The 17819-nt window shown below is 47.5% G+C and carries 17 protein-coding genes; all 17 read left to right on the forward strand.

Features of this window, described 5'->3' with window-relative positions; all coding sequences use genetic code 11:
- The first annotated feature begins 9 nt into the window (after nt 1–9).
- Nucleotides 10–1458 (forward strand): tRNA lysidine(34) synthetase TilS, encoded by a 1449-nt coding sequence (gene tilS, locus MKY16_RS00280; RefSeq protein WP_029514625.1) that lies wholly within the window; start codon nt 10–12, stop codon nt 1456–1458.
- A gap of 47 nt (nt 1459–1505) precedes the next feature.
- Complete coding sequence (gene hpt, locus MKY16_RS00285) at nt 1506–2045, forward strand: hypoxanthine phosphoribosyltransferase (RefSeq protein ID WP_023986447.1); 540 nt, start codon at nt 1506–1508, stop codon at nt 2043–2045.
- 97 nt (nt 2046–2142) lie between these two features.
- Nucleotides 2143–4182 (forward strand): ATP-dependent zinc metalloprotease FtsH, encoded by a 2040-nt coding sequence (gene ftsH, locus MKY16_RS00290; protein ID WP_340953579.1) that lies wholly within the window; start codon nt 2143–2145, stop codon nt 4180–4182.
- Between the two features lie 277 nt (nt 4183–4459).
- The gene (nadB, locus tag MKY16_RS00295) at nt 4460–6073 is read left to right on the forward strand and encodes an L-aspartate oxidase (RefSeq protein WP_340953581.1); all 1614 of its coding nucleotides are present in this window, start codon (nt 4460–4462) and stop codon (nt 6071–6073) included.
- Nucleotides 6063–6953: a carboxylating nicotinate-nucleotide diphosphorylase gene (nadC, locus tag MKY16_RS00300; protein ID WP_039274023.1), complete on the forward strand. Its 891-nt coding sequence runs from the start codon at nt 6063–6065 to the stop codon at nt 6951–6953. The genes nadB and nadC overlap by 11 nt, the downstream gene beginning before the upstream one ends.
- A gap of 6 nt (nt 6954–6959) precedes the next feature.
- Nucleotides 6960–7727, forward strand: coding sequence for a type III pantothenate kinase (locus MKY16_RS00305; RefSeq protein ID WP_039274025.1), 768 nt, complete (start codon nt 6960–6962; stop codon nt 7725–7727).
- A 219-nt stretch (nt 7728–7946) separates the two neighbouring features.
- Nucleotides 7947–8831 carry an Hsp33 family molecular chaperone HslO gene (gene hslO / locus MKY16_RS00310; RefSeq protein WP_025718327.1) on the forward strand — a complete coding sequence of 295 codons (885 nt, stop codon included), beginning with the start codon at nt 7947–7949 and terminating at the stop codon, nt 8829–8831.
- Between the two features lie 20 nt (nt 8832–8851).
- A complete protein-coding gene (locus MKY16_RS00315; RefSeq protein ID WP_340953585.1) occupies nt 8852–9796 on the forward strand; it encodes a peptidyl-prolyl cis-trans isomerase in 945 nt (314 codons plus the stop codon).
- 239 nt (nt 9797–10035) lie between these two features.
- Nucleotides 10036–10974 (forward strand): cysteine synthase A, encoded by a 939-nt coding sequence (gene cysK / locus MKY16_RS00320; RefSeq protein ID WP_029514630.1) that lies wholly within the window; start codon nt 10036–10038, stop codon nt 10972–10974.
- Between the two features lie 126 nt (nt 10975–11100).
- Nucleotides 11101–12723 (forward strand): anthranilate synthase component I family protein, encoded by a 1623-nt coding sequence (locus tag MKY16_RS00325; protein WP_340953589.1) that lies wholly within the window; start codon nt 11101–11103, stop codon nt 12721–12723.
- A gap of 5 nt (nt 12724–12728) precedes the next feature.
- Nucleotides 12729–13304 carry an aminodeoxychorismate/anthranilate synthase component II gene (gene pabA, locus MKY16_RS00330; RefSeq protein WP_165150716.1) on the forward strand — a complete coding sequence of 192 codons (576 nt, stop codon included), beginning with the start codon at nt 12729–12731 and terminating at the stop codon, nt 13302–13304.
- A gap of 3 nt (nt 13305–13307) precedes the next feature.
- Nucleotides 13308–14204 carry an aminotransferase class IV gene (locus MKY16_RS00335; protein ID WP_340953592.1) on the forward strand — a complete coding sequence of 299 codons (897 nt, stop codon included), beginning with the start codon at nt 13308–13310 and terminating at the stop codon, nt 14202–14204.
- Nucleotides 14201–15067 carry a dihydropteroate synthase gene (folP, locus tag MKY16_RS00340; protein WP_029514634.1) on the forward strand — a complete coding sequence of 289 codons (867 nt, stop codon included), beginning with the start codon at nt 14201–14203 and terminating at the stop codon, nt 15065–15067. Before MKY16_RS00335 ends, folP begins: the two co-directional genes overlap by 4 nt.
- Nucleotides 15068–15516: 449 nt before the next feature.
- On the forward strand, nt 15517–15879 hold the full coding sequence (gene folB / locus MKY16_RS00345) for a dihydroneopterin aldolase (protein WP_029514635.1): 363 nt from the start codon (nt 15517–15519) through the stop codon (nt 15877–15879).
- 9 nt (nt 15880–15888) lie between these two features.
- Complete coding sequence (gene folK / locus MKY16_RS00350; RefSeq protein WP_029514636.1) at nt 15889–16437, forward strand: 2-amino-4-hydroxy-6-hydroxymethyldihydropteridine diphosphokinase; 549 nt, start codon at nt 15889–15891, stop codon at nt 16435–16437.
- Nucleotides 16389–16589 carry a helix-turn-helix domain-containing protein gene (locus MKY16_RS00355; protein WP_176715713.1) on the forward strand — a complete coding sequence of 67 codons (201 nt, stop codon included), beginning with the start codon at nt 16389–16391 and terminating at the stop codon, nt 16587–16589. Before folK ends, MKY16_RS00355 begins: the two co-directional genes overlap by 49 nt.
- 44 nt (nt 16590–16633) lie before the next feature.
- Nucleotides 16634–17662 carry a tRNA dihydrouridine synthase DusB gene (gene dusB, locus MKY16_RS00360; RefSeq protein WP_029514638.1) on the forward strand — a complete coding sequence of 343 codons (1029 nt, stop codon included), beginning with the start codon at nt 16634–16636 and terminating at the stop codon, nt 17660–17662.
- The last annotated feature ends 157 nt before the right edge of the window (nt 17663–17819 follow it).

Raw genomic sequence — 17819 nt, forward strand, 5'->3', positions numbered from 1 at the left:
GGGTCGGGAATGGGAACAACAAAACCGACCGGTGTTGTACAGGAAGTGCTCGCCTTGGCGCGAGATCATTCACTGTGGAGCCCCGGAGACCGCATTGTGGTTGCTGTATCCGGTGGGCCGGATTCGGTGGCCCTTTTGCACATTTTACATGAAATATCCGTTATACATATGCCTTTACAACTCGTCTGCGCTCACGTTCATCATGGATTCAGACCAGAGGAATCGGATGCGGAGGCTGAAGTGGTACGCAATATTGCCCGAAAGCTTGAACTTCCATTTGAAATGACTCGGGTCGATGTACCCGCTTATATGAAGGAGAGTGGGAAGGGACCACAGGAAGCAGCACGCGAGCTGCGCTACAGCTTTTTACATGATATGGCTACAAAGTGGGAAGCACAGCATATTGCAATGGCTCACCATGGCGACGATCAAGCCGAAACGGTTCTCTTGCACTTGCTGCGTGGTAGCGGCCCAGCAGGTTTGGCGGGTATGCGTTTGGCACGCAATGAAAAAAATGTGCAACTCATTCGCCCGCTGCTACGTATGTACAAGGCTGACCTGATTGAGTTTTGTAACTTGTATGGTCTTTCCTACGTGATAGACAGCACTAATTTATCGTCCAAATACCGCCGTAACGCCATCCGCATGGATGTGCTTCCTTTTTTGGGGCAATATAATGAGCGACTGACACCATCTCTGAACCGGCTGGCCGAAACGATGGCTGACGAAAATGACTTTATGGAGGCATCTACGCTGTCAGCATACGAGAAAATGGTGAGCTTGGATAATGGCAGGTACATGTTTCCCATCGCTTCATACCGTAAGCTACCCGTTGCTTTACAACGGAGGTTGATTAAACTAATATTAAATTATCTGCCTTCGGACAGTGAAAATTTTGATTTTCGTAAAATTGAGACCGTTCGACTAAGACTTCTCCAAGAGGCATCGTCTACATGGAGTTTGGATTTGGGAGGCGGTGCGGTTGGAGTCCGCGAATATGACCAAGCGGTTTTGTTTGACCGTACGCAAGTCGTTATGGGCGAATGGTGCTATGGACTAAGTGTATTGCCTATTTCCGGTGAGCTAGAGTTGCCTGAGGCAGGTGGTATACTTCGGTGGCGAAGGGCTTCCTATTTGGACGGGGACCATCCGGCCAATAAGGAGGAAGCGTGGTTCGACGCAGATCAATTGAGTCTGCCTTTGACTGTACGCTCGCGATTACCTGGAGATACCATGTATGTAATGGGATTAAACGGAAGAAAAAAGGTTAAAGATATTTTTATTAATGAAAAAATACCTCCTTCAATGCGTTCCGTTATTCCCATCGTCTGCGACCACTCTGGAGCTATTCTCTGGATTCCGGGCGTACGACGTTCTGTACATGCCGCGGTGCAAGAGCACACGTCTTCGGTTATATATATGTCATGGCAAAGACGAGAGAGTCCGGGGCACCGGTAATTGCACAGGAACGGCTTTCATAGTATAAACTTAGGAGGTTTACACCGTTGCAAAATGATATTCAGGAAATATTGATCAGCGAAGAAGAAATTCAGAGTAAAATTAAGGAATTGGGTGCACAGCTCAGCGTAAAATATGAAGGGAAAAATCCATTGGTGATTTGCGTACTGAAAGGTGCGTTTATCTTTATGGCTGATTTGGTTAAATCCATTACAGTGCCATTGGAGCTTGATTTCATGGCTGTCTCAAGTTATGGAGCGTCCACAAAATCCTCAGGTATCATCAAAATCATTAAGGATTTGGACGCATCTGTGGAAGGACGCGACGTTCTGATTGTCGAAGATATTATCGACAGCGGCCTGACGCTGACACATTTGATTGAACTGCTCAAGAATCGTAATGCCAATTCGGTATGTGTCGTAACCTTGTTCGACAAGCCTGCACGCCGGACGGTTAATCTTGAAGCAGATTATACTGGATTTACGCTTCCAGATGCGTTTGTTGTCGGCTATGGTCTGGACTATGCCGAGCACTACCGGAACCTCCCATACATAGGGATTTTGAAGCCGGAAATCTATACAAGCTAATCTCAGCCTCCAGTCCTAGGACTAAATAAGGCCCTTTGTTGAGAAGGACTTACAGGCTATGGTAAAATAACTTAAGTGTCTCGAGAGGAGGTAGGGGATGAATCGGTTCATCCGGAATTCTGGTTTTTATTTGATTCTTTTTTTAGTTGTGGTGGGTATCGTTCAGTTTGTTAGTAACAGTAACGAAGCCTCCGATCTCCCTAGATATGACCAATTACGGCAAGAGGTTAAAGCTAATAACATCTCTAAAGTAACGGTCCAATTTGACGGTTACGCCTATCTTGTAACCGGTGCATATAAGAAGCAGCCGGCTAATGCTAAATCGACCAATTTTTCCGTATATGTTCCACCAACGGATCAAGCACTAAGTGAACTGGTAAATGCCAGCGAAACGAACGGGTTTGAATATGTACAGAAGAAAATGGAAGGCGAAAGCATCTGGCTGACGTTTTTGACTTCTATCATTCCTTTGGTGATCATGTTCCTGTTGTTCTTCTTCCTGTTTAATCAGGCACAGGGCGGTGGCGGCAAAGTTATGAACTTCGGCAAGAGCAAAGCCCGTCTGTATAACGAAGAGAAGAAGAAGGTTACGTTCGAGGACGTGGCAGGGGCTGACGAAGAGAAGCAGGAGCTTGTCGAAGTCGTAGAATTCTTGAAGGACCCACGCAAGTTTGCAGCTGTGGGCGCTCGTATTCCGAAAGGTGTTCTGTTAGTGGGCCCTCCAGGTACGGGTAAAACACTCTTGGCAAGAGCTGTTGCAGGCGAGGCTGGAGTACCGTTTTTCAGTATCTCAGGTTCTGATTTTGTAGAAATGTTCGTCGGGGTCGGTGCTTCCCGTGTTCGTGATTTGTTCGAGAACGCTAAGAAGAACGCACCTTGTATCATTTTCATTGATGAGATTGATGCCGTTGGACGTCAACGTGGCGCTGGATTGGGTGGCGGACATGATGAACGTGAGCAGACGCTCAACCAATTGCTCGTAGAAATGGATGGATTCGGCGCAAACGAAGGTATTATCATTGTAGCTGCTACAAACCGTCCAGATATCCTAGACCCGGCGTTGCTTCGTCCAGGACGTTTTGACCGTCAAATTACGGTTGACCGTCCAGATGTTAAAGGCCGTGAAGCAGTATTGTATGTACATGCTCGCAACAAGCCGTTAACGAAGGATGTTAAATTGGATGTAATTGCGAAACGTACAACAGGCTTTACAGGCGCTGATCTGGAAAATCTATTGAACGAAGCTGCCTTGTTGGCGGCTCGTCGTAACCGCAGGGATATTTCGATGCGAGAAGTAGATGAAGCCATCGACCGTGTTATCGTAGGTACAGAAAAACGCAGCCGCGTAATCAGTGACCGCGAGAAACGAATTGTTGCTTATCATGAAGCAGGCCATACGATTATTGGTTTCTTCTTGGAAAATGCCGACATGGTTCACAAGGTAACGATTATTCCACGTGGACGTGCAGGCGGATATGTCATCATGCTTCCGAAGGAAGACCGCATGCTGACAACTAAGCAGGAATTGCTGGACAAAATCACTGGATTGTTGGGTGGACGCGTATCCGAGGAACTGTTCATTGGTGAGATCGGAACAGGAGCCTATAGCGACTTCCAACAAGCAACAAGCATCGCACGTAGCATGATCGTAGAATATGGTATGAGTGAGAAACTTGGTCCGATGCAGTTCGGTACTTCACAAGGCCAAGTATTCCTTGGACGCGATATCGGTCATGAGCAGAACTACAGTGATCAGATCGCTTATCAGATTGACCAGGAGATGAATCGTTTCATCACTGAATCTTATGAGCGTGCTAGAGAACTCCTGACCAAGTATTCCAAAGAGGTTCATTTGATTGCTCAAACCTTGCTGGTAGAAGAAACCTTGGAACTTGAACAAATCAAACGTTTGATTGAGACAGGTTCTTTGGATGGTGGCACGACTGAGGGAGAAGGAACACCGGAAAACGGTGAGCCTGTGATCGACAACATTGGAGACGTCCGTGTACGTATTCAAGGTAAGGATGAAGAGCCTAAGAATACAACAGATCAACCGAATGATATCCCTAATCTGCAAAAGCCAGAGGATGATAACAATTCGGGCAACTCCGGTGGTACTCCACCGTCAACAACCTAATCATTCAATGGATAGTTGAATAAGCGTATATGCAAGCTCCGGGGAACCAGGTATTATTGGTTTTCCGGAGCTTTTTAAATGGAAGATTATTGCTAACGTGATTTGACAGACACCGGAACGTTGTGTACATTTATTGTTAAATAAACGGCTGTCGTCTTCTTAGCTTATAAAAGCCAACAGCCGCTGCAATCGACTTTCTATTATTTTGAACATATACGTGAGCGCATACTGTAGAACCTATGGTGTGCGCTATTCTTCTGTGAAATCAGGTGAAGGCATGATTCCAAGATATCTAGTTGATTTTGATGTAGCGGAATTGACCCGATTGGAAGCCGACGTGTTAATTATCGGCTCGGGCATTGCGGGCTTATATACAGCCATTAAGGCTGCAGAGAATCGGAAAGTGTTGCTGATCACCAAGAAGACTTTGATGGAAAGCAACACACGTTATGCTCAAGGCGGCATTGCTGCTGTCACATCGGATGAGGATACACCTGCTTATCATATGCAGGACACCCTGATTGCTGGTGCAGGTTTGTGCGAACCAGAGGCGGTCAGAACGCTTGTCCATGAAGGTCCAGGTGGTATTCAAGAGTTAATACGTATGGGAACGGCTTTTGATCGTGTGGATGGTGAACTAGCATTGACACGGGAAGGAGCGCATAGCCATCGGCGTATTCTGCATGCGAATGGGGACGCTACGGGTTATGAAATTGTTCGTGCGTTGTCAAAGCAGGTTGCTGCTCATCCCGGTATCGAAGTGTGGGAAGAGTGCATGGTCATCGACCTGCTGACTGAGCATGGTGAGTGTATTGGGGCCCTCGTCCAAAAGCCAGGTGAGGAAAGGTCGTATATCACTGCTAATGCAACGATTTTGTGCTCAGGAGGTAGCGGGCAATTATACCGTTATACGACCAACCCGGATATTGCAACCGGGGATGGTATTGCTATGGCGTATCGTGCTGGGGCGATTGTCCGGGATATGGAATTCATACAGTTTCATCCTACGGCGTTGTGCCATCCGGGCGCTCCAAGGTTTCTAATTTCCGAAGCTGTACGGGGAGAAGGAGCCGTGTTACGCAATATTCACGGAGAACGCTTCATGGACAAGTATGATTCACGGCAGGAGCTTGCACCCAGAGATATCGTAGCTCGTGCTATCATTCATGAGATGGAACGCACCCAAGCTGCGTTTGTATACTTGGATATTACGCATGAGCCGCCTGAGCGGGTGAAGCGACGTTTTCCAACCATTTATCGGACATGTCTGTCATTTGGTTTGGATATGACGACAGACTGGATTCCCATTGCGCCTGCTGCCCATTATATGATGGGTGGTGTTCAGACCAATTTACACGGGGAAAGCTCCATTGCGCGTTTATTCGCCTGCGGGGAGACCTCTTCTACAGGTGTTCACGGAGCTAATCGTCTTGCGAGCAATTCATTATCTGAAGCTATTGTATTCGCCAGCAGGATTATTGAGCGACTGCATTCATTGCCACCGCTGGTCGGCCATACGTTGATATCTTATAGCGATAACCGCACAGAGTTCCCGGCTTCATCCGTCACGGAGCAACGGCATAAGATGCAAGAAGCAATGGTTCGTTATGCTGGAGTTCGTCGGCACGGCGAGGGGCTGCAAGCAGCATTAGATGAGCTGCAAGGGCAATTGCCTATTTTCGAGGCTGTGATCGCTAGCCGGGAAGAGATCGAATTTGCCAATTTGCTCACATGTGCTTTATTAGTAACAGATGGTGCGTTACTGCGTGAGGAGAGCCGGGGAGCGCATTATCGCGAGGATTTTCCTGAGACAGATGATAGCGCCTGGCGAAAGCATGTTCAGCAGCGACGTGATCAAGGGATAACGGAGGAGTACGTTCATGACATCTAACAGCGAGCTTTATGGAGAGTTTAGTGGATATCAGGAGGAACTGACGGCACAAATTCGCAGCTGGCTGCGAGAAGATACAGGCTCTGGCGATGTGACCACGCGCTGGACGATTGAGCAGGGCCACCAATCCAAGGCTGTCATTCATGCCAAGGAGAGCGGCGTAGTTGCGGGTTTACCCGTGGCTGCCCTTGTATTTCAGGTAGTGGACCCTTCCTTGTCGTTTACTCCGCTGGTGACCGATGGACAGTGGATTGAAAAGGGAAGCGTTTTGGCTGAAGTAAATGGAAGTACCCATGCGATTTTGACTGGAGAGCGACTGGCGTTAAATTTGCTCCAACGAATGTCTGGCATTGCCACGCGGACTCGAGCTTTTATAGATCAATTGCATGGCTTGTCCACCCGCTTGGTGGATACACGCAAAACAACACCAGGACATCGGCTGCTGGAGAAGTATGCTGTTCGTGTAGGCGGTGGCTCGAATCATCGCTTTGGCCTGTACGATGCTGTTATGATTAAGGATAATCATATTAAGGGCGCAGGTGGGATTGAACAAGCTGTGAGTCGAGCGCGCGCTAATATACCGCATACGATGACGATTGAAGTAGAGACGGAAAACATGAAACAAGTGCAGGAAGCCCTGGAAGCTGGGGCGGATATCATTATGCTGGATAACATGTCTGCCCCAGATATGAAGGAAGCCGTTCGGTTCATTCGGGAACGGGCACCACATGTCAAAACAGAAGCCTCGGGCAATGTATCGCTGGATACAGTGCGTGAGATGGCTGAGAGTGGCGTAGATGTGATTTCTGTAGGCAGGCTGACATACTCTTTTCATAGTCTGGATATCAGCCTTGACCTTAACGCAAAGAAAGATAGGTGACACCCATTGATTCTTGTAGTGGATGTAGGTAATACCAATATTGTTCTGGGGATGTACGAAGGGCGGGAGCTGTTGCACCATTACCGGATAAGTACCTCCAGACAGGCAACCGCAGATGAATACGGCGTACTCATACATAATCTTTTTAGTATGGGTGGCGTATTAAAGGATGACATCCATGGAGTTATTATTTCCTCTGTCGTTCCGCCATTGGTCCGTGTATTAGAAGAAATGTGCGATAAATACATAGGCAAAACGCCGTTAATCGTCGGACCGGGAATCAAGACCGGTCTTAACCTGCGTTATGAGAATCCGCGTGAAGTAGGTGCGGATCGGATCGTGAACGCTGTTGCGGCTGTCGAACGGTTCGGCGGGCCGCTGGTTGTGGTGGATTTTGGAACCGCGACGACGTTTGATTGTATTGACGATAAGGGAAACTACTTGGGTGGTGTAATAGTGCCGGGTATCGGAATTTCGACAGAGGCACTGTATCAACGGGCTTCCAAGCTGCCCCGTATCGAGTTGGAGAAACCCAAAAAGGTTATTGGTCGTAATACGGTTCATGCCATGCAAGCTGGGATTATCTTCGGTTATGCTGGGCAAGTGGATGGCATTGTGAGGCGCATTAAGGAAGAAATGCAGGCGGAGCCTACGGTTATTGCTACCGGAGGTCTTGCAGAGCTAATCGCATCAGAGACAGAGAGCATTCAGAAAGTGTTGCCGATGTTGACGCTTGAAGGATTACGTATCATTTACCAACGTAACGCTGAATAAAAAAAGTGGATATAAGCTGCCGCTGCGTCCAACCGATGATCTTATCGGTTTGGATTAGCGGCGTTTTTCGTCTATACTGAAATATGTTACGTTTTTGAACAATTCGCGTGATCTGTCGATGCAGGTTGTTTATATAGTAGGAAATTATGCTTCAATGATGAGCAATACTAACGAAAATAAGCAGCATAGCTGTCCTGGAGAATAGGGGAGGATATCAATATGGAAAATAAGCAGGATCGACTTATTCGTGGCACAGCCATGGATGGGAGGGTTAGAGCTTTTGCTGTTCGGACAACTCAATTGGTAGAGGAATTGCGGAGAAGACATGATACGTATCCAACGGCTACCGCTGCTTTAGGGCGAACCCTCACAGCAGGAGCTATTATGGGTTCTATGCTAAAAGGCAAAGAGCGATTGACCATTCAAGTTAAAGGTGATGGACCGATTGGGCAAATCGTCGTTGATGCCAATGCTGTAGGGGAAGTACGAGGTTATGTTACTGAACCACATGTGCATTTGCCGAGCAATAGTATGGGCAAACTGGATGTAGCGGGTGCTGTAGGTACAGAGGGGTTCATTCATATCATCAAGGATTTGGGGTTAAAAGAACCGTATCGCGGCAGTACTCCGATTATTTCCGGTGAACTGGGTGAGGACTTTACCTATTATTTTGCCAAATCGGAGCAGACCCCGTCAGCGGTGGGCTTGGGTGTGCTGGTAGATACTGATAACTCGGTTATTGTGGCCGGTGGATTTATTATTCAGTTGCTTCCAGGCTTGAATGATGATGAGATAACTGCGATCGAAAATGCAGTCAGCTCCATTCCGCCCGTTACCGCTTTGCTGGATCAAGGGCTGGAACTTGATGAAATGCTGCGCTGGATGCTGCCGGACGTTCGGATTCTCGATGAATTGGATATCCATTTTCAATGTGAGTGTTCACGTGAGCGCGTGGAAAAAACATTGATCAGTTTGGGAGAAAGCGAATTAGAGCAGTTAATTGAGGAAGAAGGACAGGCTGAGGTCGTATGTCACTTTTGTAATGAGGCTTATCAGTTTAATAAAGATGAGCTGCAAAATCTGTTAGATCAAGCCAAAGCCTAACCGGATGGGCGGTGCAAGCGATGACTACACGGGAAAAGGGATTATGGACAGCTGTCATTATTCTGACCGTTAGCGTCGCCGCCTTGGGTGGTCTTATCATGCTTCGGGGGCTGCCAAAGCCGGGTGATGTAAGCAAGGATGACGGCGATCGTACTGTGGCGGAGATGGGTCAGGAAGGCATATCGGAGGAACAGTGGGTAGCGGAACTGAAAAAGCGATATGGAACCAATACGCTGTTGCAAATGTTGAATCGTAAAGCCGTGCAGGCTGAAACCAAGCGTCTCGGTATCAAGATCACCCAAGAGGATTTACAGCAGGTGCTGGAGCAGGATAGTAAAGGGTATGAATCAGATCATACCTACTTTGATGAAATGCAGCGACAGTTTGGCTTAGATCCGGTTGACTTGCGGAATGAAGCGGAATACCGGATTGGTTTGGAGAAAATAGCTACGCAGGGTATTCAAGTTCAGGAAGCTGAGATTGACGAGTATTGGGAGCAGCATCCCGAGGAATTTGCCGTCGGTAAGCAGATCCAATTGGCAGCTCTTTATGTGGATAATGCGGAGGAAGCAGAAGCGTTGCTAGACCGGGTTAAGCAGGGGGAGAGCTTCGATGTGCTGATTCAAGAGCATTCAGGTAAGCCTTTCGACAAAGATAGCAGTGGACAGCTGGGATGGGTGGATGAATATGATCCATTGCAACCGGAGGCGATTATGAAGGCGGCGAGAGAGCTAAGCTCTGGGGATGTTGCGGGTCCAATCTCTGTTAACGATGGCTATGCTGTCATTTATGTACAGGATGTCCGGTTGAAGAATTCTCCGGATAAGCAGCAGATCCGGCAGCAAATTCGTCGATCTCTTGCGCTTGCACAAGCCGCTCCTTTGGAAGAGGTTGAGAAGAGTCTGCGTGATAAGTATGGAGCGCGTATTTTATCTGGAAAGAATGCATCCTCCGCTTCTCTGTAACGTAGTGAAAGAACATTGGTTTGAAGGAAGCGCGATGCTGATAACGCGGGTTGACAGCATCGCAGCTTACTCACTCGTATTGACATTGGAATTGAAGATTGTTATTATTAGCGTATAAAACCCACTATTTTTATCGGAAATTAAATGAACGGTACAAAATTAAAGTGATTGACTAAGATTGATCTACAATATGATTTCGCATTTTTTAATATATCATCTACAGTCAGGGAGGAATTATCATGGCTAAAGTTGTTAATAACATCACCGAACTTATCGGGGAAACCCCCCTTGTTCGCCTCAACCGGATCGTACCGGAAGATAGCGCCGAAATCTATTTGAAACTGGAATATCAGAACCCAGGCTCCAGTGTAAAAGACCGTATTGCGATTAGTATGGTAGAAGAAGCTGAACGTGAAGGTCTGCTTAAGCCAGGCGGTACCATTATTGAAGCAACTAGCGGTAACACAGGAATCGGCTTGGCTATGGTTGCTGCTGCGAAGGGCTATAAGGCAGTCATCGTTATGCCAGAAACGATGAGCATAGAGCGTCGTAATTTGTTGCGCGCTTATGGAGCCGAACTTGTGTTAACACCAGGATCAGAAGGCATGAACGGGTCCGTTAAGAAAATGGAAGAATTGCTGAGTGAAAATCCGGATTATTTTGCTGCTGAGCAGTTCAAGAACAAAGCTAATATCAAAATTCACCGTGAAACGACCGGTCCTGAGATTGTGGAAGCCATTCATTCCATTGGCGGAACTCTGGACGCTTTTATAGCGGGAATAGGTACTGGCGGAACCATTTCTGGAGCCGGTGAAGTGCTTAAGAAAGAATTCCCTGATATTAAAGTTGTGGCCGTAGAACCTGCCTCTTCCCCGCTGTTAGCAGGCGGTAAGCCAGGACCCCACAAGATCCAAGGGTTGGGTGCCAACTTTATTCCTGAAATTTTAAACCGTGATATCTATGATGAAATTATTCATGTAGAAAACGACGAAGCTTTCGAGGTAGCACGTAGAGTGGCCAAGGAAGAGGGCATTTTGTCCGGTATTTCATCTGGCGCGGCTGTCCATGCGGCTTTGAAACTTGCTAAGCAATTGGGCAAGGGTAAACGGATCGTTGTCATTATTCCAAGTAATGGAGAACGTTACCTGAGTACACCACTGTACAATTTCGAGCTGTAATTATGTCGTAATTGTGTATACTATACGTAAGGATTCCCTCATTTCCCTGTTGCAGGGGAGTGGGGGTTTCTTTTTAAGGAGAGAATGTAGACTTATTGAAAAGTAGGGAAGGGGAAGCACACACGGATGAAATCGACAGCTAGAGTGACGGAGGCGCAGTGGCAGGTTTGGCAGGAGGAAGGCTGGAGCATACTTCCCTATATCGCTGAGTACCCATTACCCGTGGGAGGGCTACCGTCATCGTGGCGGAAGGCTTGGGAGGATTCGTCGCCATATGCCTTTTTGCTGGAGAGCGCTAAAGGTGGGAGGTACACCTATCTGGCCTTAAATCCGGTTGCTGTATTGGAAGGCAAGGGAGAACATGCAGTTTGGACCGATTTGCAAAGTGGGAAGCATGGAGATATACATGGTCAACCTTTGAAAGTCATGAATAACTGGATCGCTCCTTACCGTGCACCGCGTGTACCTGGCATGCCCTTTTTCTCTGGAGGATTTGCAGGTTATCTTGGATACGATGTAGCTCGCTCGTTGGAGCGTTTGCCATCTCAAGCTGCAGACGATACGGGCATACCTGATTATGTATGGATGAGGGTGAATGAGCTATGGATTTATGATCACGAAAAATCCTGCATATATTGTGCTGTTCATATGCCCAATCCTGCGCATTCCGATAAAGTCAGCAGTGATACCGATTTGACCCATGGCGTTATGCTGGATGGGCCAAATCTCATACTTTGCGAGCATTACGCGGAAGCTGCCCAACGTGCAGAACGTATGCTGACTCAGTGGAATAACATCATAAATGCTGGAGAGATTGATCCTGCGTACCCTCGTCGTTGTGCTAGGCTTGCCGAAGAGGGGTTAGAGGCTGCTCATCAAGAATCTGAAGGTTGGACAGCGGCATTCAACCAACAAGATTTTGAACAGGCCGTAAGACGTGTGCAGGAATATATTGCCCAAGGGGATGTATTTCAGGTTAACTTGTCGATTCGTCAGCAACGTACGCTTGCAGCCCTTCCTGAGAATATATATGAATGGCTTCGTCTGCTGAACCCATCCCCTTATATGGGTATGCTGCGTATGCCAGATTTACGGATCGTCAGTGGATCGCCAGAATTGTTGGTGAAGCTGGAGGATGGACGTGTGAGCGCCCGACCTATTGCAGGTACGAGAAGAAGGGGGCTAACACCGGACGAAGATGCCGCTATGGCAGCAGAGCTTCTATCAAGCGAAAAAGAACGCGCCGAGCATATTATGCTCGTCGATCTGGAGCGTAACGATATCGGACGGATTGCCGAATACGGATCGGTGCATGTACCTGAACTGCTGACTGTCGAGTATTATTCGCACGTTATGCATTTGGTTTCTCAGGTGGAGGGGAAGTTAGCCCCAGGTCGTACAGCTATAGATGTAATTGCGGCTACTTTTCCAGGCGGAACCATTACCGGGGCACCCAAGGTGCGCACGATGGAAATCATCGAAGAATTAGAGCCTGTCCGGCGGGGGCCTTATACTGGGTCCCTTGGATGGATTGACTATAACGGTAATATGGAATTAAATATTATAATAAGAACACTAGCTGTTAAAGGCAGCACTGCCTATTTACAGACAGGTGCGGGGATCGTCATTGATTCAGACCCGTACAGGGAATATCGGGAATGTCGGAACAAGGCCAGAGCTGTCATGAAGGCGGTACAATGTGGTGAACAAGAAGCCGCTTTGAGCAGAAGCGGTATCACAGGAGGGTGAGTCGTATGATTTTGGTGATTGATAATTATGATTCGTTTACGTACAATCTTGTTCAGTATTTGGGTGAACTTGGCGAAGAAGTAACCGTAAAACGGAACGATGAGATTGATGTGAAAGGCATAGAAGAGCTGGCACCAGAGCATATTTTGATCTCGCCGGGTCCATGCACGCCGAATGAGGCGGGGATATCACTGGATGTGATCAGCCATTTTAAAGGTCGCATTCCGATTTTTGGCGTTTGCCTCGGCCATCAGGCCATCGGACAGGCTTTTGGCGGTAAGGTTATCCGGGCTGAACGACTCATGCACGGTAAAACCTCACCGATTCTTCATCACAATACGTCAGTATTTGAAGGCTTGCCTTCTCCGTTCACAGCAACACGGTATCACTCATTGCTGGTAGAGCGTGAGAGTCTGCCTGAGTGTCTAGAGATTACCGCTGAAACCGCAGAAGGTGAAATTATGGGTTTGCGGCATAAAGAATTTTCCGTAGAAGGAGTTCAGTTCCATCCAGAATCCATTATTACGGATTACGGGCATCAGCTGTTACGCAATTTCCTAAAACGCAAGGTAGGCGTTTGATTCATGAAATATATCGGAGTCAACGGCGTCCTCACGGAAGCCGCAAAAGCCGTGGTTCACGTAAGTGATCACGGCTTTTTATACGGAATGGGTTTGTTTGAAACATTCCGCACCTACAAGGGTGCCCCATTCTTGCTGGATCGGCATCTGCATCGACTACAGGAAGGCTGCCGAATGCTTGGCATTCCTTTTCAACCTGATGAGGAGCAGCTTACGAAACACATTCAGCATCTGATGGTGGCAAATGGGTTGGATGAAGCCTACATCCGCTACACCGTATCAGCGGGTGAAGAGGTGCTAGGATTGCCGACGGGTGACTATACGCGTCCCAACCATATTTTGTTTGCCAAACCGTTGCCCTCTACCAATACACAAATCGGGCAATCGACTTCCCCATCGGCGCTTCAGTTGTTGCGAATCCCCAGAAACACTCCAGAGGGTGAGGTTCGCTTAAAGTCGCTGCATTATATGAATAATATTCTTGCGAAACGGGAACTTCAGCAGTATGCCGAAGCTGTCCGTTATAAGGCTGAAGGAATGATGCTTACGGCCAATGGTTTCCTGGCAGAGGGAATGGTCAGCAATTTGTTCTTTGTGCGGAATAATACGCTGTATACCCCTGACTTGTCTACAGGGATTCTGCCAGGCATTACGCGTGGATTCATTTTGGAGCTGGCGCATCTGCGAGACATTCCTTGTGAGCAAGGCCTGTACCGCTGGGACGAGCTGAAACAGGCTGACGAAATTTTTATGACCAACTCTATACAAGAAATACGGCCCGTGGATTTGTTGTTGGAGCCGGGAGGAACAACGAATCATTTTTCGGTTCCCTTGACGCAGCCCAGGTCCATAGCAGCTTTGCTGTTGCACGATTATAGACAGAAAGCAGGGATCAAGTGAACATACCGACCCTTTATCAACGTAGTTACCGAATGGGGGATGCCGAGCTTACACTCGGACATTCCACACAGATCATGGGTATACTGAATGTGACCCCGGATTCATTTTCCGATGGAGGATTACATTATAACCCGGAGATTGCTGTTTTACATGCATTGAAGCTGGTGGAAGATGGAGCTGATATCATTGACATTGGCGGGGAGTCTACCCGTCCCGGTCATGATCCAGTAGGTGTGGAAGAGGAGCTGGCTCGGGTCATTCCGGTCGTCCAGGCCATCCATCGTATCGCACCGCACATTCCATTATCTGTAGATACTTACAAAGCTGAAGTAGCCAGAAAGGCACTCGAAGCTGGCGCACATATCATTAATGATGTGTGGGGGTTTAAGGCAGACCCTGATATGGCACGTGTAGCTTCGGAATTCGATTGCCCGGTCATTTTGATGCATAATCGTCATGACCATAACTATAGTGATTTGGTTTCTGATATGCTGTCCGATTTAAAAGAAAGTATCCGATTAGCGCTGGATGCGGGGGTACGTGAGGAACAGATCATTTTAGACCCAGGTATCGGTTTTGCCAAGGATTACGATGAAAATATTCATGCCATGACTTCTCTCGATAGATTGGGTCAGCTGGGCTTTCCGCTGTTATTGGCTACGTCGCGCAAAAGATTTATTCGTACAGCACTGGATTTGCCTGTGAATGATGTGGTGGAGGGCACGGCGGCTACTGTTGCTTTTGGCATTGCTCAAGGGTGCCAGATTGTGCGTGTACACGATGTGGCGCAAATCAAGCGCACCGTACGTATGTGTGATGCGATGGTGTACGGGTCTAAAAATGCACTGAGTTACGGTGGTTAGGAGACGCTTCATGAATGATTTGATCCTGTGATCGCTGTTGCAACGGGATTCTTTTGAATTGGTAAAACATATGACTGTAGGAATCCCGTTGAGTATATGCTTACGATGTAGCTTTTCCTTGAAAAGCTTTGGAGGCGAGCGCTACGCTTCTCCGGATTCAAATCCTTCATTCCGCTACAACGCACCATAAAGTCACTGTATTTTTTAGAGAGAAATTAATGTAAGAAGAACGGAAAAAATAGTAGAACGAAAACGAAGTGGACGGAATGGTGCTGTACAAGCGAAGCGGTCGCCTTTGTGCCAGGATTCCAACCATTTTATCCTAATATAAGGAAATCTGGGCACAACAGCGATGGGAAGTACCATCCGACCGCGTAGTGGTGCCGCGTGTACACCTTTAGTTGAGCTTATTTAGAAAAATCTAATAAATAACAGGGGGCCTACCCACAATGGATAAAATGAAATTGCATCGTATGGAGTATTACGGATATCATGGCGTTTTTCCAGAGGAACGTAAGCTGGGACAACGTTACTATATTGATTTGGAACTGGAGCTTGATCTGCATGAAGCGGGTGAGCAGGATGCTTTGGACAAAACGGTTAATTACGCAGAGGTGCATTACACCGTTAAAGATATTGTAGAAAAGGAGTCTTACCAATTGATTGAAGCTTTGGGCGAACGTATTGCATCTTCCCTACTGGACACTTATACTAGTGTCAATGCACTGACTGTCAAAGTCACGAAGCCGCATCCGCCATTTGATATTCATTTTCAAGGCGTGACGGTTGAGCTTTATCGCGCAAGAAAGTAGGAACGATACATGAATGCACATTCGACCTCTGAGGCATCAGAGGCTTATATTGCTTTAGGGGCTAATTTGGGGGAGCGCGAGCATACCCTGTATGAAGCCATTACGGCGCTGGACGAACATCCGGGTATCCGGGTAATACGGTGCTCCAGCCTGTACGAAACAGAGCCTGTTGGGTATCTGGATCAACCTTCTTTTTTGAACATGACGGTAGCCCTATCTACAACACTTGCTCCAGAGGAGCTTCTGGTATATATGCTGGAGGTGGAGAGTCGTCTGGGGAGAGTAAGACATATTCCTAATGGTCCACGAACCATTGATCTGGACTTGTTATGGATGGGAGCGGCACAACTGGCTACACCGGATTTGGAGCTTCCTCACCCTCGCATGTTGGAGCGTGCTTTTGTGCTGGTTCCCTTGGCTGACATCGTTCCGAACCAAGATCCGTCCGGTCTGTACAGTATCGTGCATACTGCATTGAATTCTGTGGATGGAAAGGACGGCATACAGCTTTGGAAAACATGCAGCTGGCGCAACGACTCCGCGCCTTTCGGAAACTAAAAGGGTTCACACAGCAGGAGTTGGCAGAGCGTACCGGTATATCTTTGACTGTATTAGGTGCTGTGGAGCGAGGCAATCGTACAATAGACTTAGACATGCTGAACATTATCGCCCAAACGCTAGGAATTGAAGTCCGGGAACTGACGGAATGACGATAAATAATGATACAAAAGAAAGAATAAAGGGGTGAACAGATATGTTGAAAATCGGCGGTATTGAAATGAAAAACCAAGTCGTTCTGGCTCCGATGGCAGGCGTGTGCAACCCTGCTTTTCGCCTGATCGCCAAGGAATTCGGTACAGGTCTGGTATGTGCAGAAATGGTTAGTGATAAAGCGATCATTCACGGCAACAAGCGTACACGCGAGATGCTGTTTGTAGATGAGCGTGAGAAGCCACTTAGCTTGCAAATTTTCGGGGGAGACCGCGAATCTTTGGTGGAAGCAGCGAAGGTCGTAGATCAGGAAACGAATGCAGATATTATTGATATCAATATGGGTTGCCCGGTTCCCAAAGTGACCAAATGTGATGCAGGTGCTCGTTGGCTGCTCGATCCAAACAAGATTTATGAAATGGTATCGGCGGTAGTGGAATCAGTAAACAAGCCGGTTACTGTGAAAATGCGTATTGGTTGGGATAGTGAGCATATTTATGCCGTAGAGAACGCTCGCGCTGTTGAACGTGCCGGAGGACAGGCCGTTAGTGTACATGGCCGTACACGGGAGCAACTGTATACGGGACATGCGAATTGGGATATTATAAAAGAAGTTAAAGAAGCAGTTACCATTCCTGTAATTGGAAATGGCGATGTGGCATCACCGGAAGATGCTCGCCGTATGCTGGATTTGACCAATTGTGATGGCGTTATGATCGGACGCGGTGCTCTGGGAAATCCGTGGATGCTTTACCGTACGATTGAGTACTTGCAATCAGGTGAGCTGTTGCCCGATCCTTCACCGGAAGAAAAAATTCGTATTGCCATTCTGCATATGGATCGTCTGGTTGCATTGAAGGGTGAAGCAGTAGCTGTCCGTGAAATGCGCAAGCATCTGGCTTGGTACCTCAAGGGGCTTAAAGGTTCAGCACGTATTAAGGATGCCATTATGGAAGAAACAAAGCGCGACGATATGGTACGTATTTTGGATCAATTTGTATCTCAATTGCACATGGTAGAAAACGATGAGCCTTCTACAAGCGCTGCATCTCCTGCTGCTGTTGCGCAATAAGGAAGCTGTTCCGGCCTGCGCACGCGATTGACTTTTCTAATTGCTTGCCCTATAATCGTTCAGTATAAAATCTTGATGTATGCTACAAATTGTGTGCAGCTCTCAAGACAACAGCAGGAAATGTTCTCATTCCCTCAGAGTGGCATATTATGTTTTG

The sequence above is a fragment of the Paenibacillus sp. FSL L8-0641 genome, from assembly GCF_038006265.1.
Taxonomy (GTDB): domain Bacteria; phylum Bacillota; class Bacilli; order Paenibacillales; family Paenibacillaceae; genus Paenibacillus; species Paenibacillus polymyxa_D.